This window comes from Haloferula sp. (assembly GCF_049672945.1).
In the GTDB taxonomy this organism is placed as follows: domain Bacteria; phylum Verrucomicrobiota; class Verrucomicrobiia; order Verrucomicrobiales; family Akkermansiaceae; genus Haloferula.
This window is the reverse complement of sequence record NZ_JBATWY010000018.1, coordinates 1-23,424: the sequence shown is the minus strand read 5'-3', so window position 1 is coordinate 23,424 and position 23,424 is coordinate 1. Positions and strand designations below refer to the sequence as shown.

At 59.0% G+C, this 23,424-nt stretch carries 16 protein-coding genes; 8 read left to right on the top strand and 8 right to left on the bottom strand.

Features of this window, described 5'->3' with window-relative positions; translation table 11 throughout:
* Nucleotides 1–8 precede the first annotated feature (8 nt).
* On the top strand, nucleotides 9–83 hold the full coding sequence (locus WBG04_RS01455) for an MYXO-CTERM sorting domain-containing protein (protein ID WP_424312565.1): 75 nt from the start codon (nucleotides 9–11) through the stop codon (nucleotides 81–83).
* A 138-nt stretch (nucleotides 84–221) separates the two neighbouring features.
* Here the strand turns inward: WBG04_RS01455 and WBG04_RS01450 are convergent, their stop codons facing one another.
* From WBG04_RS01450 to WBG04_RS01425, 6 genes are all read right to left on the bottom strand, one after another.
* Nucleotides 222–1,232: a transposase gene (locus tag WBG04_RS01450; RefSeq protein ID WP_424312564.1), complete on the bottom strand. Its 1,011-nt coding sequence runs from the start codon at nucleotides 1,230–1,232 to the stop codon at nucleotides 222–224.
* 134 nt (nucleotides 1,233–1,366) lie between these two features.
* Nucleotides 1,367–2,143, bottom strand: coding sequence for a LysM peptidoglycan-binding domain-containing protein (locus tag WBG04_RS01445; protein WP_424312563.1), 777 nt, complete (start codon nucleotides 2,141–2,143; stop codon nucleotides 1,367–1,369).
* Between the two features lie 609 nt (nucleotides 2,144–2,752).
* Complete coding sequence (locus tag WBG04_RS01440) at nucleotides 2,753–3,448, bottom strand: DUF4190 domain-containing protein (protein WP_424312562.1); 696 nt, start codon at nucleotides 3,446–3,448, stop codon at nucleotides 2,753–2,755.
* A gap of 175 nt (nucleotides 3,449–3,623) precedes the next feature.
* Complete coding sequence (locus WBG04_RS01435; RefSeq protein ID WP_424312561.1) at nucleotides 3,624–4,505, bottom strand: CvfB family protein; 882 nt, start codon at nucleotides 4,503–4,505, stop codon at nucleotides 3,624–3,626.
* A gap of 32 nt (nucleotides 4,506–4,537) precedes the next feature.
* A complete protein-coding gene (locus tag WBG04_RS01430; RefSeq protein ID WP_424312560.1) occupies nucleotides 4,538–5,092 on the bottom strand; it encodes a hypothetical protein in 555 nt (184 codons plus the stop codon).
* Nucleotides 5,093–5,167: 75 nt separating this feature from the next.
* Nucleotides 5,168–7,780 carry an amino acid adenylation domain-containing protein gene (locus tag WBG04_RS01425; RefSeq protein WP_424312559.1) on the bottom strand — a complete coding sequence of 871 codons (2,613 nt, stop codon included), beginning with the start codon at nucleotides 7,778–7,780 and terminating at the stop codon, nucleotides 5,168–5,170.
* A gap of 237 nt (nucleotides 7,781–8,017) precedes the next feature.
* On the opposite strand from WBG04_RS01425, the gene WBG04_RS01420 reads away from it, so the two are divergent.
* A complete protein-coding gene (locus WBG04_RS01420; protein ID WP_424312558.1) occupies nucleotides 8,018–11,626 on the top strand; it encodes a PQQ-dependent sugar dehydrogenase in 3,609 nt (1,202 codons plus the stop codon).
* 2 nt (nucleotides 11,627–11,628) lie between these two features.
* Here WBG04_RS01420 and WBG04_RS01415 read toward each other — a convergent pair whose 3' ends face one another.
* The gene (locus WBG04_RS01415; RefSeq protein WP_424312557.1) at nucleotides 11,629–12,840 is read right to left on the bottom strand and encodes a PQQ-binding-like beta-propeller repeat protein; all 1,212 of its coding nucleotides are present in this window, start codon (nucleotides 12,838–12,840) and stop codon (nucleotides 11,629–11,631) included.
* A 114-nt stretch (nucleotides 12,841–12,954) separates the two neighbouring features.
* Complete coding sequence (locus WBG04_RS01410) at nucleotides 12,955–14,379, bottom strand: PQQ-binding-like beta-propeller repeat protein (protein WP_424312556.1); 1,425 nt, start codon at nucleotides 14,377–14,379, stop codon at nucleotides 12,955–12,957.
* A gap of 95 nt (nucleotides 14,380–14,474) precedes the next feature.
* Here WBG04_RS01410 and WBG04_RS01405 point away from each other — a divergent pair, with 95 nt between their 5' ends.
* The 6 genes from WBG04_RS01405 (at nucleotide 14,475) to WBG04_RS01380 (ending at nucleotide 23,126) form a co-directional block, all read left to right on the top strand.
* Nucleotides 14,475–16,508 carry a TonB-dependent receptor gene (locus WBG04_RS01405; protein ID WP_424312555.1) on the top strand — a complete coding sequence of 678 codons (2,034 nt, stop codon included), beginning with the start codon at nucleotides 14,475–14,477 and terminating at the stop codon, nucleotides 16,506–16,508.
* Between the two features lie 197 nt (nucleotides 16,509–16,705).
* Nucleotides 16,706–18,958, top strand: coding sequence for a PQQ-binding-like beta-propeller repeat protein (locus tag WBG04_RS01400; protein ID WP_424312554.1), 2,253 nt, complete (start codon nucleotides 16,706–16,708; stop codon nucleotides 18,956–18,958).
* A gap of 145 nt (nucleotides 18,959–19,103) precedes the next feature.
* Nucleotides 19,104–19,628: a hypothetical protein gene (locus WBG04_RS01395; protein WP_424312553.1), complete on the top strand. Its 525-nt coding sequence runs from the start codon at nucleotides 19,104–19,106 to the stop codon at nucleotides 19,626–19,628.
* A gap of 39 nt (nucleotides 19,629–19,667) precedes the next feature.
* The gene (locus WBG04_RS01390; RefSeq protein ID WP_424312552.1) at nucleotides 19,668–21,191 is read left to right on the top strand and encodes a PQQ-binding-like beta-propeller repeat protein; all 1,524 of its coding nucleotides are present in this window, start codon (nucleotides 19,668–19,670) and stop codon (nucleotides 21,189–21,191) included.
* Between the two features lie 84 nt (nucleotides 21,192–21,275).
* The gene (locus WBG04_RS01385; RefSeq protein WP_424312551.1) at nucleotides 21,276–21,500 is read left to right on the top strand and encodes a DUF3311 domain-containing protein; all 225 of its coding nucleotides are present in this window, start codon (nucleotides 21,276–21,278) and stop codon (nucleotides 21,498–21,500) included.
* Nucleotides 21,501–21,569: 69 nt separating this feature from the next.
* The gene (locus WBG04_RS01380; RefSeq protein ID WP_424312550.1) at nucleotides 21,570–23,126 is read left to right on the top strand and encodes a sodium:solute symporter family protein; all 1,557 of its coding nucleotides are present in this window, start codon (nucleotides 21,570–21,572) and stop codon (nucleotides 23,124–23,126) included.
* The last annotated feature ends 298 nt before the right edge of the window (nucleotides 23,127–23,424 follow it).

Below are 23,424 nucleotides of genomic sequence, written 5' to 3'. Positions count from 1 at the left end.
TTTCCGCCGTGCCCGAGCCGACCAGCGCGCTGGCGGGGCTACTGCTGGCCGCCGGCATGCTGCGCCGGCGGCGGCAGGGATAACCAACCACCCCACGCCACATGAAATGAAAACGACGCACTGGGGTCTTCTCAGCACTGGGGTCAGTCCTTTCATTTTCTCAGCACTGGGGTCAGTCCTTTCATTTTGCATTTGAATGCGCCAGTGAACTTCCCCCAGCCTTACTTGGTCCCCAGCGTCATCAGGGCTTTGGCCTTACGCTGTAGCACTCGGGATTCGCTGACTTCGCGAATAGCTCGACTGACGTTTGACGGGTGTCCCATTCCCAATCGAGTCGCAACCCACTCATTGGAAACCCCTGTAGTCGAACGCGCCACGTAGGCAACCAGCGCCTTTTCATCCCGAAATCGTCCCCATCCCTTCAGGTCGTCTGCCGAGTTGCTCAGACCCAGCTCCGACAAGGCCACTGTCACGAAACGCTCTGCTTCCGCTTCGTCATGGGCTCGCACGACTGATCCAGCGACACTGCCTTTTGGTCTCGCTTTCTCAATCACACCTGAAAGCGCATCCAGAATCCGATCTTGGAAACTGGCATCACCGAGGCACCAACCCCGCCTTAACTCCGTGAGTGAAGCATCGCTTAGCACACCTTTTCGGTCCTTGGCCCGCTCTTCAAGATAGCGGACGTATGCCCGGTGACCCCGGCCTTTTCCGTCGAGGTCGAAGGCGGCCAATACCCTGCCGGTCTCAACCCAAGGAAATCCCCGCTTTCCTCCATACTGCCCCATACTGCTCCACGACCAGGCTGAAAGCTTCTTTCCGCTCTTTCCGCCCACCCATCCGCTGCGAACCGGGTTTAGATGGATGTAGTCGGCGACGATCCGGAAATACATCCCGCTGCCCTCGCCATTGACGACCACCGCCTTGTAGCGACCCTGAAAGACATGACCTCTTCGCTTCCGTCGGATATTCCACCACTGGGAAAACACACCCATGAACCATTTCATGCCGGCCACCAGATTGGGTTCCGGGGTTTCAAGGAGGATATGGAAGTGATTGCCCATCATGACCCAGGCGTGCACGCGCCATCCGTGCTTGTCGCAGCATTTCCCCAACCGTGCCAGCCAGGCATTCCGATCAATGTCGTCCTTGAATATGGTCTTCCCGCCCTCACCTCGGGCCATCACATGGTAGATCGCACCAGCTGCTTCGTATCGGGGACGTCGAGCCATGCCTAAGATAACCGCAACTCAAGAGTTGCGGTCAAATGCAAAATTCAAGGACTGACCCCAAGCCGCTTTGGGGTCAGTTACGGTGATTGATGCGGGCGAACCCCTTTCATCACTTTTATTTGGCGAGCCGCTACTCAATTCTGAGGAATCTTCAATACCTGCCCGATCTCCAGCCTGTTTGCGTCAACGATCCCGTTCAGCTTCATAAGCTGCGCCACATTCACATCGAATCTCCGCCCGATTCGGGTCAAATTATCTCCGCGCTTAACGGTATAAGTGACGAGTTTCGGCTCGTCATTCTTCATCGACTCCTCGGTGGCAGGCTCTCCCTCAGGTTCATCTTCCACAACGACCTGTCCGAGCACTTTAGTAGGCTCATGCTTGGAAATTAAGGAGGGCATTTTTTCAGACTCGTCGTTGGTCGGAGCTTTGACTTCGGCCTCAGTGGGGCTCGGTTTCTCTACTTCCACCGGATCAACAACCTTTGGCACCGTGATTTGCTCGAGTAAGCGGAGACGGTCTTCAGTGGGCAGGTCTTCTAGGAGCGTTTCGAGTTCCTTTCGTGAAAGCCCGAATCGGCTCAAGGCCTTCGCAAAGCCGGCGGTGAGTGTCTCAAGTTCCCTGGCCCCTTCCCGGAGGACTTCCTCCCGCTCATGGGCCGACTGCTTCTGCAATAGCTCCATCTTCCCGTTCATTGTGGACAAGGCTTCCTTCAGGGCCGCCAACTCCGTCTGAGCATTCGCTTGGGCGGCTACCGACGCCTCATCCGCCACAGCTTCCGCCGTCAAGCTTTCCAAGCGACCCCTGAGACCTTCAATTTCCAGCCGAGACTCGGCTAATTTTCCACCCAGCCATATCGCGACGATCAACAGAACCAAAAAGCTCACTCCGGCCACAATTTTGAAAGCCATCTTCCTCAGCGGTCGACGGCGCACGTTTCGAGATCCAATCCAAAGTTTTTCGTCAATCATTAGCTGCGTAGGCGCTTCCTAACCCTGAACCCCGGCCACGATCCAGCGAGGATTGTTAGTTTTCACTCCCGACCGATACAAGACATTGCTGAGCAGGCGGTTGAGGCGGGACGAAAGCCAACGGGGCGGTCCTAGATTTCGAGCATATTTTCAAGCCTCTCCGCCTCCGCTATCCATCCCTTCGTCTCCCTCACCCGTCGCAAGCTCCTCGTCACACTACGGACATGTGACTCTTGGGACTTGTGGGACTCTTGGGGTCAGTCCTTTCATTTTGAATTCACCCGTCGTGTGGGACTCTTGGGACTCTTGGGACTCTTGGGACTCTTGGGACTCTTGGGGACTCTTGGGGACTCTTGGGGACTCTTGGGGTCAGTCCTTTCATTTTGAATTTGAATGCGCCACAGCTCTTTGGACTGCGGTGGCAGAGCGAAGCGTCGACACCGGTTTGCGAGCTACTTGAGAAGACCCATCTCACCATCGCTCTCACGATGGACCACGACACCCCAAGCTGCGGGCTCAGTCGCTGAGTCGAAAGCCAGTGGCCCAATCTCAATCCCAGGACTTGATATCGTCCACGGTCCCTTCGATTCCATCAATGCCCTTCGATCCGACAGCCACGAGCTTTCCGTATTGAGACACAGCCTCGCCTCCCCAGGTAAACTCAAGTGACGGGCCTTTGCCCTCTTTCAAAACGACACGGTAAGGATTTCCCCACGGATCCAGGTACCCCGAGATCTTACCATCTTCGCCACGAGAAATTCTATCGCTCACATCCGTGAGGTAGTTCTTCTTCCCGTCGTTCTGCACACCGGATTCCTCAGCCGCTAGTATACTCAGCAATAGGCGACCACTCTCATCACTTGTCAGGCAATCGCTTTCAGGAAGTGCCGGAAGCCGCCCGTTGTCTTCGTTGAAATCCTCAAGCACGAGTTCCATGAAAAGCACATCGATCTGAGCCGTCTCAAGCGCGCCCTTCGAGGATAAGAAACTCCCAACCCCCATCGCCAACCCAATCAGAACCATAAACCCAAACGCACCAAAGACACTCATCACATAGCCGAGAATCAACCCAGCTAGCGCAATACCCTCACCTCCAACAGCCCCACCTGAGCGTTTCGCCCGTCCACGGGCCATGTGTCCCGTCACGATGGCAGGGATAGTTGTTAGAAGCCAGAGAAACGACCCCAGCAAACCGAGCACAAGACTCGCCACCGCCAACTTCGAAGGTTGTTTTTTTTCCTGCATAATATCGCTCTTCTCGACGGGTCAGAATCCGCCGCTTGAGGATCGTCAGTCAACTCGCATCTCTGCCATCGCGAATCAATTCCAGGACCTCGCATCATCCTTCGTTCCCTCAATCCCGTCAAATGGGGTCAGTCAAGGTTTTTAGTTTTTTCATGATTTTCCTTCAGCAGAAACTTCAACTCCCCCCACCCTTCTCCTCCGGCCGCCACTCTTCCGGCTCGGCACCGATCAACTCGATCCCATCCTTGCCAATCAAGATCCGCTTCCGCCGATAAAGCGCGCCGGTCGCCTGTTTGAAGGCCTTCTTGCTGACGCCGAGCGCCTTGTTGATCTGCTCCGGAGAACTGGAGTCGCACAGCTCCCACTTTCCGCCACGCTTGATCAGTTCATCCTCGATCCGCATTTCCAGATCATCGATCCGCGCCCGACCGGGCGGGTAGAGGGAAAGATCAATCTTCCCATCACTGCGAACCTTCACGATGTAGCCTTTCGTCTCCTCACCAGCGCGCAGCCGACGGTGCACTTCGTTGGCAAACAGCACGCCACTATGTTTCCCGTTGATGATCGCCTTGTAGCCGAGATCGGTTTTGCCAAACATCAGCAAGTCCACCTCTCCCCCTTCCGCGTAATCTGGCGGCTCCTGACTCAGGTATCGGTTCAACCGCCGACTCGCCACCACTCGATCGCTTTCCGGATCGATGTGAACGTGGACGACATACGACCTGCCCACTTCCATCGGATCCTTCTGTTCTCGAAACGGCACCAGCAGATCCTTCTGCAATCCCCAATCGACGAACGCGCCAACTCCAGAGACCGCCACGCATTCCAAATAGGCGAACTCACCCGGCATCACCTTCGGCCGCTTGCAGGTCGCGATCGGCCGATCCTCGGAGTCAGTGTAAAGAAACACCCTCACCTGCCCGCCAATCTCCCACATCGGTGGAAATTCCCTCCTTGGCAGCAGCACCTCACCGAGCTCGTCGCCTCCGTCGAGGAATATCCCCGGAGGAGCCTCCCGCAGCACCGTCAGGGCCACCCGTTCGCCAATTTTCGCCATGTCAGGACAGTGGGATCCTGCCCGCCCCCGATTCAAGAACCATCATTCAGCTCGTCGAACGCATCCGTGCCGAAGTCCTCCCGCAAGCCCTCGCGACGCTGCTGATTCTCGATCGCCAGACTCATGAAGTGCTCTTCCGACTTCCGCCGCCATCTCTGTTCCAGCAGCAGACCCAACCAAACGATCCCCCCGTAGCAGCCCACCAGGGCAATCACGGATACGAGGCATTCCCACTCAAACCCGCTTGCGGTGAAGACAATCAGCAGCGACTGGATGCCAAGAAAAGCCAGAAAGGGTCGGAACAAACTCCCTTGCCCAGTCGCGAAGGCAAAACCGGCGCCGAGGACGCAAGGCACATAGAGCACGCCCCAGCCGGAGACTAAGGGTGCGAGAAACAGGAACCAGAAATAGGGCAGCCATTCGGCAATTTCGCCCGGGTCAAGACCGACGACTGCTTCTCCCATCCCCAATGCCATGCAAGCGAGCAGCGAAGCCCCGACCGTACACGCAATGAAAAGGAGAGTCCGGCGGAAGGTATCAACCAGCGCCACGCCGAATATCTCTTCTGGATCAAATGGCAACCCCATCACCACGAACTACAGCACGCCCTTGGCCAAGAGCAACCCTCGATGATTCCCATAAAGCCATCACCGCTTCCAAGATCACAGATGCTCATCCACTTGCCGCGCCAGATCCTCAACGTGCTCGGAGTCGAACATCGTCAGGTGCTCACCGGGTACATCGACAATCGTGAGTTTCTCGACCACATCGCTCCACCCATAGTCAGGCGCGACCTCGAATTTGTCATCGACGGCCTCGGTCTTAAAAAGAATCACCTCCACGTCGAGCGGCAGTGGTACATAGGCGTCCATCGCCGCTCCGTGGGACTCCCGCACCTGCAGCATTCGCAGCGCACTATGCGGCTCCGTCACACCGGCCTCACTGGCCGCCCTGACCTCTGCTTTCACCCGCAGATTCGTGGCAATGCCTTCGATCGTCCGGCTCATCAGCAGACCACAGCGCGACAGCCAGGGAAAGCATGAGTGTGCTCTCCAATAGACGCCCATACGTTCTCTCAACCCGTACTTACGCCACTTCTTCGCAGGATTCTCCGTATCAAAAAGCCCGAGAAATGCGACCTTTTCGCCATCTCTCCTCAGCAACCGCGCCATCTCGTAGACCATCACGCCTCCGAAGGAATAACCGGCCAGGTGATAGGGCCCTTTCGGCTGCCGCCTTTTCACCGCCTGGAGATAACGACCCGCCATCTCTTCAATGCTACCCACCTCGACCGCACCTTCGACAGACAACTCCGGAGACTCGATCGTCAACAGGGGCACTCCCTTCGCGAGATGCGACGCCAGTTCCCGATAAAAGATCACCCCGCCATCCCCACCATGAATGCAGAACAGCGGCTCGCGACCACTGCCTTCCCGCAGAGGAATCACTGCGGGAATGCCGTCACCAGACACACCACCGTCGGTATCAATGACCTTGGCAAGCGCCTTCAACTTCGAGTCACGTAGTAGTTCCGCCATCGGGAGACTGACTCCCAACTTCGAACGGATCATTCCGAACAAGCGCAAGGCCAGCAGCGAACTGCCGCCGAGATCAAAGAAGTCATCTTCCCGACTGATCTGGGGAACATCCAGAAGCGACGACCAGATCCCAGCCAAAGCCCGCTCGGAATCCGTCTCCAGGGGGGAAAACGAAGGAGCACCCGCCAAGCCCGGAGTGGGCAGAGCCCGGCGGTCGAGCTTGCCGCGCTCCGTGAGCTTGAACTCCTCGACCCGCGCCCAGCGCACCGGCACGGAAGCTTCCGAAAGGGACTCCCGCAGAAAAACGCGAAGTTGATTGGCCCAGTCATCCGGCACCTCGCCATTCCACTTCACCCATGCGGCCAACTGCGTGCCTTTTTCGGTCTCAATTCCACCCACGTGGGCGGCCGCCACTCGCGAATCCGACTCGAGCAGCCGAATCACTTCGTCAGGCTCGATCCGATGGCCACGGATCTTGAGCTGATCATCCTTCCGACCACCAAAAACAAGCCGATCCTGATCGTCCCACTTCGCAAGATCACCCGTCAGGTACCAGCGCTCGCCATCAACTTTACGAAAAGAGGCCGCGGTCTGTTCGGGCCGATTCCAGTAGCCCGGACCAACACCCACGCCTCCAATCCAAAGCTCACCCCACTCTTCAGTCTCACCCGCTTCGATCCGGACTCGATAACCCGGCAGCGGAACACCAATCGGCGGATCGCCCTCCTCATTCCAATCGCCTTCGATCATCTGCCAGGTGGCCACAATCGAGGCCTCGGTGGGCCCATAGGTGTTCAGCAACTGAAGTTGACGCCCACCGCTTTCCTGCCAATCACTCAGCGCCTGAGCGGACAACCTCTCACCACCGGTGACCGCCGCGCGCACCTTGCTGGGAAGCTTTGCCCCTGCTTCGACCATCGATCCACACCAAGCAGTGAGAAAGGCGGTTGGCAGATCCAGAATCGTGATCCCTCGGGCTTCCACATAGGCTGTGAAGCTCGAAAAATCGGCCATCGCCGAGTTGGACCTCGGCACCAAGGTCGCTCCGCACAGCAGGCAGGAAAGCATTTCTTCCAGTGAAGCATCAAACCCCGGGGAACTGAACTGCATGAGCCGGTCACCTGGCCCAAAATCCAGCATCCGACCAAGAGCGACCACCTCATTGATCACACCAGAATGGTCGATCATCACTCCTTTTGGAATACCCGTGGAACCCGAAGTATAGAGCATCGCAAATACGTCAGACCTAGTAGATTCAAGCGATTCGCGTGGCGTTGCGTTCGCCTCGACCGGCGTCCAATCACAGGAGAAGCCCTTGGCCACATCCTCGTCATCGCTGATGACGCGCGTCAGTCCGGCATCCGCAATCATCGCGCGCAAGCGCGGTTCCGGAACACTCAGATCGAGCGGCACATAAACCACCCCCGCGCGGGCGGCAGCCAACATCGCGAGTGGCCAGAATCTCCGCTCCCTCATCGAGACCCCGACCCGATCACCCGGCTGGACGCCATCAGCTAAAAGCCTGCATGCCAGAACCTCGACGCGTTCGCCAAGCTCAGCGTAAGTCCACGACCCCTCATCCCAAGCGATCGCGATTTCAGCCGGGAACTTCTCACAGGCACGACGCCACTCGCCGCCAACGTCTCCGCAGCCGGTCCACCCTTCGCCACCCGATTCGCGGGTTGCCAGATGAGAGCCGCTGCCTGCAGCACTGAAAGATTGGGAGTCTTCAGCCATGAATCACTCAGGGGGAAATCAACATTACTTCATTAAATTAATGATTCTCGCCCTCGGGACAAGTTGGGAAAGTCCCGCGAACGCGTGTGCTACGGCGATCATTCCGGTGATTCGTCCGGATGGGACCCTGTGACTTGATCCATCAGATATCCAAACTAATGTCATTTTCCTCGAAGGGTGGCTCCTATCGCCCCACCGCCCATGAGGTATTCTCCCCGAAAGACTTCACCCGCCTGGATGGCTTCTCTGCTCCTTTCATTGGGCGCAGGCAGCATCCTCCGTGCCCAAATCACCGACCCACTTCCTCCAATCCTGCCGTCGGGCCTGTCGGTCGAGCTTGAGCATTGGCTGACGATCCCCGCCAGCAGCGGATCCTCGGTGAAGGCCCGCATCAATCACCTCAAACCCTGCCCGGACGGCACCCGCCTGTTCTGCAACGACCTGCGCGGTCAACTGTGGGTCATTGCCGACAAGAGCGCATCAACCGCCACCGAGTTCCTCGACCTGCGCGATCACTTTCCGTCTTTCGTCGACACGCCGGGACTCGGTGCCGGATTCACCTCCTTCGATTTCCATCCCGAATTCGACACCCTGAGCGCACCGGGTTACGGCAAATTCTACACGTCCCACACCGAGGCCGCATCCGGCACGCTCGACTTCACGGGCCCCGAATCCTCATCGAATTCCCAGGTCGGCATCATCACCGAGTGGACCCTCAATGACGCCGAGGCTTCCGCCATCACCCTCGGTCCGGACAATTTCACCCGCCGCGAAATCGTCCGCATCGGGTTCGCCTACCATATCCACGGCCTTCAGGAAATCGCCTTCGATCCCAACGCCACGCCGACTTCCGAAAACTACGGCTGCCTCTTCATCTGTGTCGGAGACGGTGGCGCTCTCGTCGCCGCCGTGGATGAACCGAACAACACCGGCAGCATCGACTCCGCTCTCGGAACGATTCTACGAATCACCCCTCTGCTTGCCACCGGCCACACGCCCGGCGACTTCAGCACCTCGGCCAATGGCGCCTACCTCATCCCCTCCACCAACCCTTTCATAAACTCCCCTGACCCGAGACCAAGCAACGGTGCGGCCGTCGTCCGCGAAATCTATGCCTACGGTTTCCGCAACCCCCATCGGATCTCATGGGACCGCTCCGGGAGCCACAAGATGTTCTGCGGGAACATTGGTGAGAACTCCATTGAAGAGATCGAATTGGTGGTGAAGGGCGGCAACCATGGCTGGCCCAATCGTGAAGGCGCGTTCCTCATCGATCCCGATGTCAACGACGGGATCTACCCGATCCCTTTTCCTGATGATGATGGACTGACTTATCCCGTCTCCCAGTATGACCGCGGAGAGGGTGACGTCGCAGTCGTCGGAGGTTTTGTCTATCGGGGTTCCGACCTTCCTGCCCTCGAAGGCAAATACCTCTTCGGTGACATCAAGACCGGCCGGCTCTTTGTCACGGACGAAGCCGACATGACGCTTCAAGCCGTCACCTTCACGGGCGACACGCCGGCCCCGCCTCAGCACCTCAATATCAAATCAGCAGGCACCCAGACCACCTTCCTTTCCATCCTCGGAAAAAGCCGTGCCGATCTCCGCTTCGGCATCGATCACGATGGCGAGTTCTACCTGCTCTCGAAGCAAAACGGTGGCATCTACCGTGTTCTCGAGGATCCCGACCCCAGCGGCACCGCCGCCGCACCCACCGGCTCGCCCACCGATTGGGCGCTCCTCCGAAACTTTGAAAACGGGGAACACGAACTCATCACCCAGCCGACAACAACTGCCCAAATCGTCGACGACCCCATCGAAGGTTCCGCCAACCGCAGCCTCCGCATCCGTTCAAATGGCAGCCAGCCACTCGACGCCCACCTTCCCATTCCGGAGATTCCAGACGGAGGTCACGCCACGCTCTTCTTTCGCTTCCTGACGACCGATTCGAATCACAGCGCCGTCTTTGGCATCAGCGATCAGGAGAACCCGAGCTCAAGTTCTGACCTCATCACCACCTTCAGAAGCGGCGACCAGAATGCCACCCCGCCGAGCCTCGAAGTCCGAAACGGAAGCTCTTTCCAATCCATCGCTTCCCTCATTCCCAATCATTGGTATTCGGTGTGGGTCGTCATCGATCACGACGACGATGTCTGGGATCTTTATCTCGAAGGAGGCGACTACTCGGCAGCCACCCTGATCCGCACCCGCATTCCCTTCCCCGCGGGGAGCATCGGCACGCTCAAGTCCTTCTTCTGGCAACTGTCGCCCGGCTCGAATGCCGCCACCACTTCGGCAATCTACTTCGATGACCTCCACATCGATGTCGGACACGCCAATCTCCTCGCTCCTCCCGATCCGGTCTGGCATTTGATCGACCATTTCGAAGGCCCCAACCCACTCAGCTCATGGCAGCTTCCGAACAGTGGATCCCAATCCGCCAGCATCATCACCGAAGCGGACGGCAACCGCTACCTCCAGCGCGCCGCCTCGTCGACATCGGCCGCCAACCCCCTCGCCATCGCCGCCCGCGAATTGCCCTTCGCCACGCAGGTCGGCCAGTCCCTCACCCTCTTTCTCCGCGTGCGGGCCGATTCGACGGATCTCCTGCAGAGTGTCGGGCTGAGCGCCCTGAATCCCCCCGACTCTGCGCTCTACACCGAAAGCGATCTCGCCGCTCAACTTAGAATCTCACCTCCGGGAACCCTTGAGCTCTTTGGTGGAGTCCCTGGCGTCGACGATTTCATCAGCACCACGCCGCCCTCCATCGACGGCAACACCTGGTACAAAATTTGGCTGGTCTGCAGCAATCGCGGCATCGCCTCCGGCGGCCAGACTTGGCGGGCATGGATCAAGGGAGGCCCCTACCTCTCCCCCACACCCTTGGGTGAGGAAATCTACTTCCGCACTTCCGCCGAAGCACCGATCACGCACTTCCTCAGCTTTGCATCCAGCCTGACGAGCGCCCGGAACGATCCACTCTCTCTCGACGATCTCTACCTCTTTCCCGGAATCACGCTCGATGATCCGCTCGGTGAAAAGGCGCTGCGCACCTCCATCTCTCCCCTCACTCCCACCACTGCCGCCGTCACCTGTCCCACCCGGCCAAACCATGCTCTGCGTCTGTTCTTCAGCGATGATCTCGACCACTGGTCGCCCGTCGGAGACTTCGTCGAAGGTGATGGCAGCGCGGCAAGCTTCGTGCAGCCCGTCGATGTTCCCTGGCGCTTCTTCCAAGTCGTCGAGCACTCGCCGCGCAAGTTCTACGACACCACCTGGACCTCGACCTTCCCCGACTCGGAAGCACCTCGAGGCCTGCGGCTCTCACCAGGAAGCACTTGGACCTTCGGCGAGAATCTCGTCTCGCTCGACTCGATCCCAGCCCAGGTTTCCGGCATGGTCCGCCGGCCAGGTGCCTACGTGCTGACTCCAGGAGAATGGCGGAATCTCACCCTCACCATCGAAGCCCGGACCCTCGAACCCGAAACAACCGTGAATCGCGACATCTGCCTCGTTTTCGGTTACCAGGACGAAACGCACTTCTACTACGTTCACTTGAGTTCGCTATCCGACGGCCTGACCCACAATGTCATCATGAAGGTGAATGGCAGCACCCGCACCGCGATCCAATCTCCGGCCATGCCGAGTCCGGCACTGGGTTCGGCGTGGCATTCATTCCGCCTGACCCATGCCGCTGACGGCCATATAGCCGTTTACGTCGATGGCAGCGCAACCCCCGCAATGACGGCCCTCGACACCGACTTCCGCTCCGGCGCCGTCGGCTTCGGAAGTTTCAACGACCCGGCGGAATTCCGCCTGATCGAAATCAGTGGCCAATCGCGCTAGGGTTATTTCACGCTCAAGCAGACCGCCTGGCCCTTGTTGTTCCGCGCGAAGATCATGCCGTCGGCGTAAGCAACCGGGGCCCAGCAAACACCCGAGAGCGGTTTGATCCTTCCATATTCCTTCCATCCCGTCTTCGAAGGATTGCCAGCGATCAGGTCGCCCTTTTCCGAAAGCACTATCATGGTGTCACCGACCATCAGGGAACTCCCACGCGTCCCGGGCATTTTTTCGCGCCAGCGAATATCGCCCGACCTCATGTCCATCCGGATCAACTCGGCGTTGATGTTCTTGTCACCAAACACCCCGAGAATATCTCCATCCAACAGAATGCTGTTCTGAAAAATCATCCGGGTATCCTCTTCCTTGTGAAGCACCGTCGGCTTGCTCTTGGTGACATCGATCACCGCGTAGCCCATACCGTAACCGGAGGCGAGGAACATCATCCCGTCATGATACTGGGGATTGCTCGCGTTGACGTCGTAGGAAGTCCGCCAGTTGAACTCGAACATCTCCTTGCCCGTCTTCACGTTGTAGCCGATCAGATCTCTTCCGAAAAAGCACGCCATCGCAGGCGTGCCCTTGAAGTCAAAAAACACCGGTGCCGCGTAGCCGGGTTTGGTCTTGCCACCGAACTTCGAAACCACCTTGCCTGTTTTGGCATCGAGAACATACACCGCCTCATCCTTGGCTCCGGGGAGACAGTAAATGACCGATCCCCTGACGATCGGCGATGCCGAGAAGCCCCAAGAGGGAGCCGCACCACCGAAGTCCGACTGATAGTGCTGGTGCCAGATCGGCTGGCCGTCCGCCATTGAGAGACAGAAAAGATTACCGGTCTTGCTCAGCGTGTAGACCCGATCTCCATCGATCGTCGGCGTGGCATTCGGGCCACCGTCATACATCTTCGGGCTCAGATCCTCTTCATACGAATACTTCCAAATCACGGCTCCGGTCTTGGCATCAAGACACCAGACGGTGTCCTTGTTGCCATCATTCCCCATCACCACCGCCTTGCCTCCGGCCACGGCAAAGCTCGTGCAACCCGAGCCCAGCTCCATCCGCCACAGCTCCTTCGGCTTGTTCGACCCCCAATCGGTCGAAATCTTTCCGTCCACTCGTGCATTCCCGTCCGGGCCGAGATAGCGAGGCCAGTCTTGAGCCGCGGAAGTGCCAACCATCGCGGCCATCACCAGGAGAAATGCAGAAGCTTTCATGATCGGCGAATCTAGACCCAAAAAGCACGATCGCAAGCAAGGACTGGCGCTTCGCATCGGAGTGGCGCTTTCCCAAGCGCCATGGGTGGGCAAGGCGGCTTTCCGGCCGCCCGATCAGTCACCAATCGCCAGCAACGACTCCTGCGTCCGCACATAGCCCACCCCATCCGCAAAAATCGGCGAACTTCGGAATGGCTGGATCTCCGTTCTGCCCACCTCTTCGTAGGTCTTTCCCGGCTTCACAAACGCCACGCGCCCATCTTCGGCTCCAACGACAATCACCCCACCCGCCAGCGTCAGGCTCGGATAGGCCGTCCCCGTCAGACCTTTGATCTTCTGTTCATAAAGCAGCTCGCCACTGGCCGCATCGAGTGCCTGCAAATCGTAGTCCCGGGAAATCAGGTAGACGATTCCATCCACCACCAGCGGTGACGAATAGTAGCGGTTCTTCACCGTTTCCGCGGACCAGACTTCCTTCAGTCCGTCCTTCTCCAGCTCCGCCACCGTCGCCGGAATCTCAAGGCAGTAGGCATCGCCCTGCTGACCTTCGCTGCCGTGCGCAAAGTAAACGCGATTGCCGACAACCGACGGAGTATTCATGAAACACCACGGCTTGGCTTTCACCTCGTATGAGGCCGACCAAGGCTTCTCCCCGTCCGCCACCCGGATCAGTTCCCCACGTCCGGTGATCAAATACGGCTTCCCTTCGAGTTCAAAATTCGCCGGAGCATTGAACACGATGCCTTCGGATGGTGCCGTCCAAAGCTGCTCACCCGTCGCCGGATCGAGCGCATGGTAATCCTTGAAGCGCACGATCAGCTTCCCTCCCACCAAGGTCGGCGAAGTGGCGCCGCCCCAGTTGTGATCCGGGTTTTCCAAACGTTTGTGCCAGATCCGATTTCCCTCGAAATCATAGCCCACCACCACGCCGATGCCGAAACAGGCGTAGACACGCTCGCCATCGGAAACCGGGGTGTAAGACGAATAACCGTTCGTATCGTGTGCCGGGGGTTTCGCGTCCTGTGACGCCGCAACACCATGTTTTTCCTTCAGCTCCGCGATCCTCTTGGTCAGCTCCTCCACCCGACCCTTCAGTTCCGCATCGCCCTTCTTGCGTCGCAGCTGTCGCTCCGCGCGATACAGATCTCGCTCTAACGGCTCAATCTCCTTCGCCGCCAACTCCGCCTTCATCTTCGCCGCTTCCGCTTTCAATATCTCCTCAGGTGTCCGCTCGATGAGATCTCCATACTCATTCGATTTTTCCCACAGGATTTCGCCGGTCTCCGCATCCGCACAGATCAGGGTCGCCGGCTCGGCCGTGAAGAACAATTTGCCGCCTACCAAAATCGGCGAGGCATTGCTCCGCGACTTGAGAGGTGTCACCCATTTCACCTTCGCGTCATCCTCCCAATCCAGCGCCGGCTTCGCTTCGGGAAACAGTCCATTTCCTCCATTCCGCCAAGTACTCACGTCATCAGCGGGCAAAGACGAGGCGATGACGAAACTCGCGGCAACAATTGGGAAAAACAGGTCTCTCATGTGCGTAATCGGCTTCCTACGCCAGCCTACTGAAAATTTTTTCCTCCGCTAGCGAAAGATTGACCCGTCGAGAACCAGTCCCAAACTCAGCCCGAATGCACGCCACCAGAATCACCCTCGCCGCAACTGCCCTCATGAGCTCCCTGGCCGCCGCACAACAAGACATCGAAACCCTCCCGACAACCATCGTCGAAGCCGAGCGCGCCGATGAAAGTCTAACCGCCGTCAGTGTCCTTTCCCCGAACACCCTCGATCTCTTCCAAGTCGAAACCCTCTCCGACCTCACCGGCATCGTCCCCGGCTTCAACATCGTCTCGCCCGACTCGCGCGGCTACGGCCAGGTCGTCGCCATGCGCGGCTCAACCAACACCCTTTTCTTCGGACCGCCCGCCGTCGGCCTTTACGTCGATGACGTCCCACTCGGCGACGCCTATACCTATCCCTCAGACCTTCTCGAACTTTCCGAAATCCGCGTCTACCGCGGCCCTCAAGGACCATGGTTCGGCAGGAATGGGGCCGCCGGCATGGTCGAAATGACGACCCCCGGCCCGACCGAAAGCCAGTTTACCAAACTCACGGCAGAATACGGTTCCTACAATCAAATCGGCCTTCGCCTGCTCAATTCCGGCCCCCTCGGCGGCGACTTCTCCTACTCGGTCCAACTCTTTCAGGACAAACGGGATGGATACATCAAGAACATCTTTCTCGGCGGCGAATCCGATGACCGTGAAGTCAACGGCGGCCTGATCAACCTCTACTGGAATCCCAACGAAGACTTCGAACTCCGCCTGCGTTTCCTCGCCGAATACGTCCGCGACGGCTCCCAGCGCCTCACCTCGCTCTTCAGCCCCGACCCCTTCATCGAGACCAACGACTTCCGAGGCTCAACCGACCTCGACCGCTACCAGATTTCACTGCACTCGCGGAAGGACTTCCACTGGGGACAAATGGAAACCATCTCCAGCTTCCAGACCTGGGATCTCGACCCCTCCACCGCCGACCTCGACCTCTCGAACAATCCGCGCGCCGACGCTCGTTCACTCATCATTCAAGGTCAGGACCTTATCTCAAACGAAATCCGCTTCACCTCGAACGACGACGGTCCTCTGACCTGGCGTGCCGGACTTTTCCAACTCTGGACAGACAACGCCGGCGTCGCTGCCCGCCAGCTTTTCCCAGGCTTCATCGAAACCACCATTTTCGACATCGAGCAGCTCAACCTCGCCGCCTTCGCCAACACCACCTGGCAAGCCACCGATCAACTCAGCTTCGACGCCGGACTGCGCGTGGATTACTACGATACCGAAATTTCACGCCTCCAACGCGACCCCATCCCCGGCGACGACATCGTTCGTGACAGCCAGGACGACGTGTATGTTTCGCCCGTCGTCGGCGTCACCTACGCCATCCACCCAGCCCTCGAAGTCTTCTTCCGCTCTGGCCTTGGCATCAAGCCCGCCGGCTACTCCGCCTATGTCGATAACCCCGCCCTCGCCGCCTACAGCGATGAGCAAAACTGGTCGAACGAAATCGGATTCAGCTACGACTGCCCCGCCTACAACCTGCGCCTCGGCGCGCGCGCCTTCTGGGATCAGATCGACGACTACCAGCTGAACTTCTCGGCACCGCGCGCCTTCCGTTCGACCGACTTCTTCATCGTCAATGCCCAGGAAGTCACCGCCAAAGGCCTCGAACTTGATGCCGCCTGGGCGCCGGTCGACGGCCTCACCGTCCGCGGCAGCATCGGCTACACCGATGCCGAATTCGACTCCTTCGCCGATCCTTTCACCCCTGGCATCAACTACGACGGGAACACCGTTCCCTTCGTCCCCGAATACACCGGCAGCCTCGGCCTGCAGTATGACTTCGATAGCGGCTTCTACGTCGGCACCACCGCCCGCTTCTTCGGCCCGACGAAGTTCGATGCCGCCAACACGGCGTTTTTCTCCCAAGGCTCCGCCTTCACCTGGGATGCCGAAATCGGCTACGCCACCGAGAATTACAGCATCGCCCTCTACGGCACCAACCTGACCGACGAGGAATACTACACCTTCATCAATCCCCAGATCTTCGCCGGCGCCCCCGGAGCTCCCCAGCAGTTCGGCGTCCGCGTCACCGCCACGTTCTAAGCGCGCAAGGGCGCAAGGGCGCTCCCGCCCTGCCCGCCAGCTCCCCCTCCATCTTCCCACAAGAAGACCCCTTCCTCCCAAAATTGCCTTCTCCCTTCCCTCACCGGAAAAATCCTTCAGCATCCGCCCAAACGGTTGAAAAGTCTGCCAAGCCAGCCCCGTTTGAAACCTAAGATTCCCTATCCAGCATTTCGCCCATGAAACCTCTCATCTCCCTCGCGCTCGCCGCCAGCTTCGCGCTCGGCCCCATTCTCCATGCCGAAGTCACCGGCTGGATCAACTGGCGCGGCCCCCTTCAAACCGGAGCCTCGCTCGAAAAGGACCTGCCCACCGACCTCAAAGCCGGCAACGAACTCTGGACCTACGAAATCCAGGGCGGCGGCACTCCCGTCATCGCAGACGGCCTCCTCTACGCCTTCGGCTTCTACGGCGAAAAAGGCGAAGACACCCAGGAAGCCCTGATCTGCCTCGACGCCGTTACCGGCGAGAAAAAATGGGAAGCCCGCTTCTCCGACTACATCTCCGACGTCGTTTACAACCGCTACGGCATCGGTGCCCCGATCGTCGACCCCGAGACCGGAAACGTCTACCTCCAGACCTCCAACGGCCGCTGCGTCGCCTTCACCCGCGATGGCAAACAGCTCTGGGAAATCTCAATGATCGAGGAATTCGGTCGCCTCACTTTCCCCAACGGCCGCACCGGATCGCCCGCCGTCCACGGCAATCTCGTCATCTTCCACTGCGTCACCGCCAACTGGGGCCTCACCGGACCCGCCCAGGACCGCTTCTACGCCTTCGATAAAATCACCGGCGAGATCGTCTGGTACTCCTCACCCGGCGTCCGCCCCGTCGATTCCTCCTTCGCCATGCCCGTCTTCGCCAAGCTCGGCGACCACGACGTCTTCTACGCCGGCGGCGGCGATGGCAACGTCTACTGCATCGATGCCAACACCGGCAACCCGCTCTGGCGCATGCCCATTTCCGCCGGCGGCGTGAACTCCCAGGTCATTCTTTACGGCGACGACAAACTCATCGCCATCCACGGCTCGGAGAACCTCGATGCCTCCACCACCGGACGCATGATCTGCATCAAAATCCCCACCACCTATCCGAAGGAACAACTCGTCCTCGGAAAGGATGCCGAAGTCTGGCGCAACGACGACTACACGGCCTTCACCTCCTCACCCGTCTTCGCCCAAGGCAAACTCTTCACCACCATCAACACCGGCGAACTCCTCTGCACCGACCCCGAAACCGGCAAAACCCTGTGGCGTGAAAAGCTCGCCCCCGACCAGATCCACGCCTCCCCGACCTACGGCGACGGCAAGCTCTACGTCCCCTTCTTCGACGGCCACTTCTACGTCGTCAAACCCGGAGAATCCGGCGGCGAAGTTCTTTCCGAAGCAAAACTCGCCGAAAACTGCCTCGGCGCCCCCGCCATCTGGGGCGGCAAAGTTTACCTCGTCACCAAATCCAAACTCCATTGCTGGGGCAGCAAGGATGGCACCTTCACGAGCAGCGACATTCCTGCCCCTGAACAAGCTGAACCCGGCGAAATCACCCAACTCCAAATCGTCCCCGCCGAATTCGCCCTCAAACCCGGCCAATCCGAAAGCTTCCAAGTCTTCGGGCTCGATGCCAATGGCAAGCGCGTCCAAGAAGTCACCCCTGAAAAATGGGAAGCCTTCATCCCCCCAACCGCCAAAGTCAAAGCCAAGGTCGACGCCACCTTCGACGGCAACACCCTCACTGCCGGACCCGACGCCAAACTCTCCGCCGGCGCCTTCAAAGCCACCTTCAACGGCATGGGCGCCACCACCCGCGGCCGCGTCGTCGCCGGACCCGGCTACAGCGAAGACTTCGAAGCCATCGAACTCAGCATGAAAAACGAGTTCGACGAAACCGAAGCCGTCAACTTCCCCCCACTCCCATGGCTCGGCGCCCGCATCAAATGGTATGTCCTCGAAAAGGACGGCTCCAAGGTCCTCGCCAACCGCCTCGACAACGTCCTCTTCCAGCGAACCATGAATTTCTTCGGCCACGTCGATGAAAGCGACTACATCCTCCAGGCCGATGTCGCCACCGACGGCAACCGCCGCATCATGTCCAGCGTCGGCCTCGTCAACCAACGCTACCTCATCGCCCTCGTCGGCAACTCCCAGATCCTCGAAGTCTCCTCGAACTACGAGCGCGTCAGCCAATCGGTGAAATTCAAGATCAAACCAAACACCTTCTACACCCTCAAAACCCATGTGAAGCGTAATGAAGACGGCACCGGAACCGTCTTCGCCAAAGTCTGGCCACGCGACGAAGACGAACCTGCCGACTGGACCATCGAAGTCCCCGTCAAGCACTGCCACCCCCAAGGCGCCCCCGGCGTCTTCGCCTTCTCCCCGCAGTCCCAGAAACGCGTCTACATCGACAACATCAAACTCGAGAGCGCCAACTAAGAACACCAAGTCCGAGCCGCCTCAGCGCCCGGACCGCTGACTTTAGTCGGCTTCTTCCGAACCCCCACCAAACTCCTCAACCCAAGCTCCAAAAATTGCGCCTCATTTCGCGCGCTTTCGTTGTTCCTCAGTTCGCACTCCAAAGATGCTCCGCATCCTCTCCATACTTTTCATCTCAACTCTAACAAGCTTCGCCCACCCGCACGAAGACCTCCCTGTCGACGCCTCCGAAGAAGCCCGCCTCGCCCTCGCCAAAGCCAAAAAATTCGGCCTCGCCGAAGGCCTTCCTCACCCCGCCAAAGAAACCGAATTTTTCACCGCCGAAGCCAAACGCAAGGACACTCAGCAAATCACCGGCTTCTTCTTCTACAAGCCCGACCAGAAGCTCGACCCCGCCACCACCGAAAGCCTCAAAAAAATCATCGCCGACTCCGCCAACCTCACCGAGTGGAAAGAAAAGAAACGCTGCGGCGGCTTCCACGCCGATTGGTCCCTCAACTGGCGTCGCGGCTGGACCAAGGATCACGCCATCATCTGCTTCAGCTGCGAAGAAATCATTTACATCTCCGGCGACTACCAACTCCGCTACAACCTCACCCCCGCCGCCGCCAAACAACTCAAATCCCTCCTCAATCCCTTTCAAAGCAAACGTCCAGCCTCCAAGCGCTGAAAACCGAACACTGAAAACCAGCAATCCGGCCCGATATCCATGAAACTTCCAAACTACCTTCTCGCTCTCACAGCCACCATGGCTCTCCCTTCCCTCGCCGAAGACTGGCCCATGTGGGGCCGCACCCCCGACCGCAACATGGTCGGCAACGCCAGCAACCTCCCCACTGAAATCAATCCCGGTGAGATCGGCGACGACGAACAAGTCGATCTTTCCTCCGCCAAGAACATCCTCTGGGCCACCAAACTCGGCTCCCAGACTTATGGCAACACCGTCGTCGCCGACGGCCGCGTCTACGTCGGCACCAACAACGAAGTCCCGCGCAACCCCAAACAAACCGGCGACCGCGGCGTGCTCATGGTCTTCGATGAAAAGACCGGCGACTTCCTCTGGCAACTCATCATCCCCAAACTCGGCGCCGGCAAAGTCTCCGACTGGGAATACGTCGGCCTCTGCTCCTCGCCCGTTGTCCAAGGCGACAAAGCCTACATCGTCACCAACCGCGGCGAAGTCGTCTGTCTCGACACCGCCGGCATGAGCAACGGCAACGCCGGCCCCTTCAAGGACGAAGCCAAATACTCCACCGCCGATCCCGCCCAACCCTACGAAGTCGGCCCCGAGTCCGCCGACATCATCTGGATCTATGACATGCGCGAAGAGCTCGGCGTCTTCCCGCACAATGTCTCCTCCTGCTCACCCGTCATCGTCGATGGCATCCTCTACACCGCCACCTCGAATGGCGTCGACTGGTCCCACACCAACATCCCTGCTCCGCTCGCACCCGCACTTGTCGCCCTCGACGTCGAAAAGGGCACCCTCGTCGGCGAGGAAATCTCCGGCGTCTCCGAGCGCGTCCTCCACGCCTCCTGGTCCTCGCCCGCCTACGGCAAACTCGGCGGCAAGGACCGCATCGTCTGGGGTGGTGGCGACGGCTTTGCCTACGCCTTCGAGCCCAAACCGACCTTCGACGAAGACGAAGAACTCGACGTCCTCAAGGAAGTCTGGAGCTTCGACGTCAACCCGGTCGATTATCGATTCAAAGGCGGCGACCCGAAGGGCGAGCCGATCAAATACGCCACCTTCAGAGGACCTTCTGAAATCATCGGCACCACCGTCGTTTACGATGACCACGTCTACGCCGTCTCCGGTCAGGACCCCGAGCACGGCGACGGCATCGGCATCCTCACCTGCTTCGATGCCTCCGGCAAACCCGTCTGGACCTTCAAAGACATCGGCCGCTCCATCTCCACCGCCAGCATCCACGACGGCCTGATCTACCAAGCGGAATACGACGGCGACCTTCACTGCATCGACATCAAGACCGGCAAGCAGCTCTGGGTTCACGAAACGCAATCCCGCATCTGGGGCAGCACCCTCGTTGCCGACGGCAAGGTCTTCCTCCCCACTGAAGACGGTGAAGTCCACGTCCTCGCCACCGGTCGCGAGAAGAAGGAGCTCGGCCTGTTTAGCTTCGACGCCCCGATCTACAGCAGCCCGATCGTCGCCAACGACGTCCTCTACATCGCCACCATGACCCACCTCTACGCGATCAAATCAAAATAGGGGAGCGAGGGCGTCCCGCCCTCATCTTCAAAAAAACCGCAGTGGCATGATCCGTCCCGGTCATGAATCTATGACTATCTTCCCATGAAACTTCCCGCCCTCATCTCCATCATCGTCTTCGTGATCCTCTTCGTCCTCCACCAGGACTTCTGGAACTGGGGGAACACCACGCTCGTCTTCGGCTTCCTCCCCATCGGCCTCGCCTACCACGCCGGCTTCTCAATCACCGCCGCCATCTTCTGGTTCCTCGTCTCGAAATTCGCCTGGCCCCACGCCATCGAAAAATGGGCCGACGAACCCAATGACTAAAGCCCGGACCGCTGACTTTAGTCGGCGTCTTCCATCGCTCACTGATCACTGCTCACCCGGCACTTCTTCATGACTTCCCTCTACATCATCATCGGCTACCTCCTCCTCCTTGTCGGACTAGGCATCATCAGTAGCCGCTTCTCGAAAGGAACCAGCGCCGATTTCTTCGTTGTCTCCCGCACCGTCGGATCCTTCCTCCTGCTGATGTCGATCTTCGGCACCACCATGACTGGCTTCGCCCTCGTCGGCTCCACCGGCAAAGCCTACACCGCCGGCATCGGCACCTACGGCCTGATGGCCTCATGGTCCGGCCTCATCCACTCCGCCGTCTTCTTTCTCGTCGGCATCCGCCTCTGGGCAGTCGGCAAACGCCACGGCTACCTCACCCAGTGCGAGTATTTCCGCAATCGCTACGACGCCCCCTCCATTGGCTACATCCTCTTCCCCATCCTCATTCTACTACTTATCCCGTACTTGTTGGTAGGAGTCATCGCCGCCGGAAAATTCATCCAGGCTTCCACCAAAGGCATGTTCCCCGAGCAGTTCGAACTACTCCTCCCCAACGGAAACCCCCACCCCCTCAGCGGCGGCATTCCCCCCGAAGTCGGCGGCGGAGCCATCTGCGCCATTGTGCTTTTCTACGTCTTCTTCGGCGGCCTTCGCGGTGCCGTCTGGGCAAACACCTTCCAAACCATCGTCTTCATGGTCACCGGTGTCATCGCCTTCTGGATGATCTCCAGCAAACTCGGCGGCCTCCAGGCCGCCAGTCAGGCCGTCCTCGATAGCGACTTTGCCAAACCCCGCGCCGCCCGCGAAGGACTCATCGGCCAGGCCCAGTTCTTCACCTACTGCTTCATCCCGCTCTCCGTCGGAATGTTCCCCCACCTCTTCCAACACTGGCTCACCGCCAAGAGTGCCAAAGCCTTCAAACTCACCGTCGTCGCCCATCCCATCTTCATCATGATCGTCTGGGTCCCCTGCGTCCTCATCGGCATGTGGGCCGCCGCCCACATCGGCGCACTCCCACCCGGCGTCAGCCCAAACATCATCCTCGGCCGCATGGTCGAAAGCCTCGTCCTCTCACCCGTCCTCAGCGGCCTCGTCGGAGCCGGCGTCCTCGCCGCCATCATGTCTTCGCTCGACTCCCAATTCATGTGCCTCGGCACCATGTTCACCCGCGACATCGTCATCCGGAGATTCGGTGAAGACCGCTTCACCGATAAACAAAAAGTCCTCATCGCCCGTGGCTTCATCCTGCTCATCGTCGCCGTCACCTACGGCCTTGCCTGCGCCCTCATGAATACCGCTCAAGTCTTCGCCCTCGGCGTCTGGTGCTTCAGTGGCTTTGCCGGACTCTTCCCGCTCATCGTTGGATCCGTTTACTGGAAAGGCACCACCAAAGCCGGCGCCATCTCCTGCATCCTCGTCACCGCGTCCGTCTGGTCCGTGCTTTTTTATCACGACATCATCGCCACCAAGCCGCCATGCATGGAGGAAGAGGAACTTCTCATCGCTGGCATGATGCCCGTCACCCTCATCATCGCCGCCAGCGCCATCACCCTCGTCGTCGTCTCTCTCCTCACCAAAAAACCCAGCGACACCACCCTCAAAAAGTTCTTCGCCTAAACCCCCTTCGGAGCAGGCACATTCCTGTGCCGGGGCCAGCCCGGCGCACCACCTAAAGACCTCCTCTCCTCACCCGATGTCCGACCAACAAATCGAGCACATCCGCAAAAAAGTCGGAGGCAGTCTCAAAAACGTTCCCGCACTAATCCGTCTCGAAAACCTCCGTCTTAACGTAAGCGGGGTAAACGCCGCCCTTTCTGAAGCCTATCTTTCGCCCGGATTTCGGCCCATTCTGGCCGGATGGCCAAGAAAACCATCCCCAAGCCGTGGTGCGTCGCCGACGTGACCTTCGTCGAGA

What these genes read in the sequence shown, in the direction of transcription:
- WBG04_RS01390 (WP_424312552.1), top strand. Translation starts at nt 19,668, where the DNA reads ATGAAACTTCCAAACTACCTTCTCGCTCTCACAGCCACCATGGCTCTC.
- WBG04_RS01430 (WP_424312560.1), bottom strand. Translation starts at nt 5,092, where the DNA reads ATGGGGTTGCCATTTGATCCAGAAGAGATATTCGGCGTGGCGCTGGTT.
- WBG04_RS01435 (WP_424312561.1), bottom strand. Translation starts at nt 4,505, where the DNA reads ATGGCGAAAATTGGCGAACGGGTGGCCCTGACGGTGCTGCGGGAGGCT.
- WBG04_RS01385 (WP_424312551.1), top strand. Translation starts at nt 21,276, where the DNA reads ATGAAACTTCCCGCCCTCATCTCCATCATCGTCTTCGTGATCCTCTTC.
- WBG04_RS01445 (WP_424312563.1), bottom strand. Translation starts at nt 2,143, where the DNA reads ATGGCTTTCAAAATTGTGGCCGGAGTGAGCTTTTTGGTTCTGTTGATC.
- WBG04_RS01450 (WP_424312564.1), bottom strand. Translation starts at nt 1,232, where the DNA reads ATGGCTCGACGTCCCCGATACGAAGCAGCTGGTGCGATCTACCATGTG.
- WBG04_RS01440 (WP_424312562.1), bottom strand. Translation starts at nt 3,448, where the DNA reads ATGCAGGAAAAAAAACAACCTTCGAAGTTGGCGGTGGCGAGTCTTGTG.
- WBG04_RS01420 (WP_424312558.1), top strand. Translation starts at nt 8,018, where the DNA reads ATGGCTTCTCTGCTCCTTTCATTGGGCGCAGGCAGCATCCTCCGTGCC.
- WBG04_RS01400 (WP_424312554.1), top strand. Translation starts at nt 16,706, where the DNA reads ATGAAACCTCTCATCTCCCTCGCGCTCGCCGCCAGCTTCGCGCTCGGC.
- WBG04_RS01380 (WP_424312550.1), top strand. Translation starts at nt 21,570, where the DNA reads ATGACTTCCCTCTACATCATCATCGGCTACCTCCTCCTCCTTGTCGGA.
- WBG04_RS01425 (WP_424312559.1), bottom strand. Translation starts at nt 7,780, where the DNA reads ATGGCTGAAGACTCCCAATCTTTCAGTGCTGCAGGCAGCGGCTCTCAT.
- WBG04_RS01415 (WP_424312557.1), bottom strand. Translation starts at nt 12,840, where the DNA reads ATGAAAGCTTCTGCATTTCTCCTGGTGATGGCCGCGATGGTTGGCACT.
- WBG04_RS01395 (WP_424312553.1), top strand. Translation starts at nt 19,104, where the DNA reads ATGCTCCGCATCCTCTCCATACTTTTCATCTCAACTCTAACAAGCTTC.
- WBG04_RS01410 (WP_424312556.1), bottom strand. Translation starts at nt 14,379, where the DNA reads ATGAGAGACCTGTTTTTCCCAATTGTTGCCGCGAGTTTCGTCATCGCC.
- WBG04_RS01405 (WP_424312555.1), top strand. Translation starts at nt 14,475, where the DNA reads ATGCACGCCACCAGAATCACCCTCGCCGCAACTGCCCTCATGAGCTCC.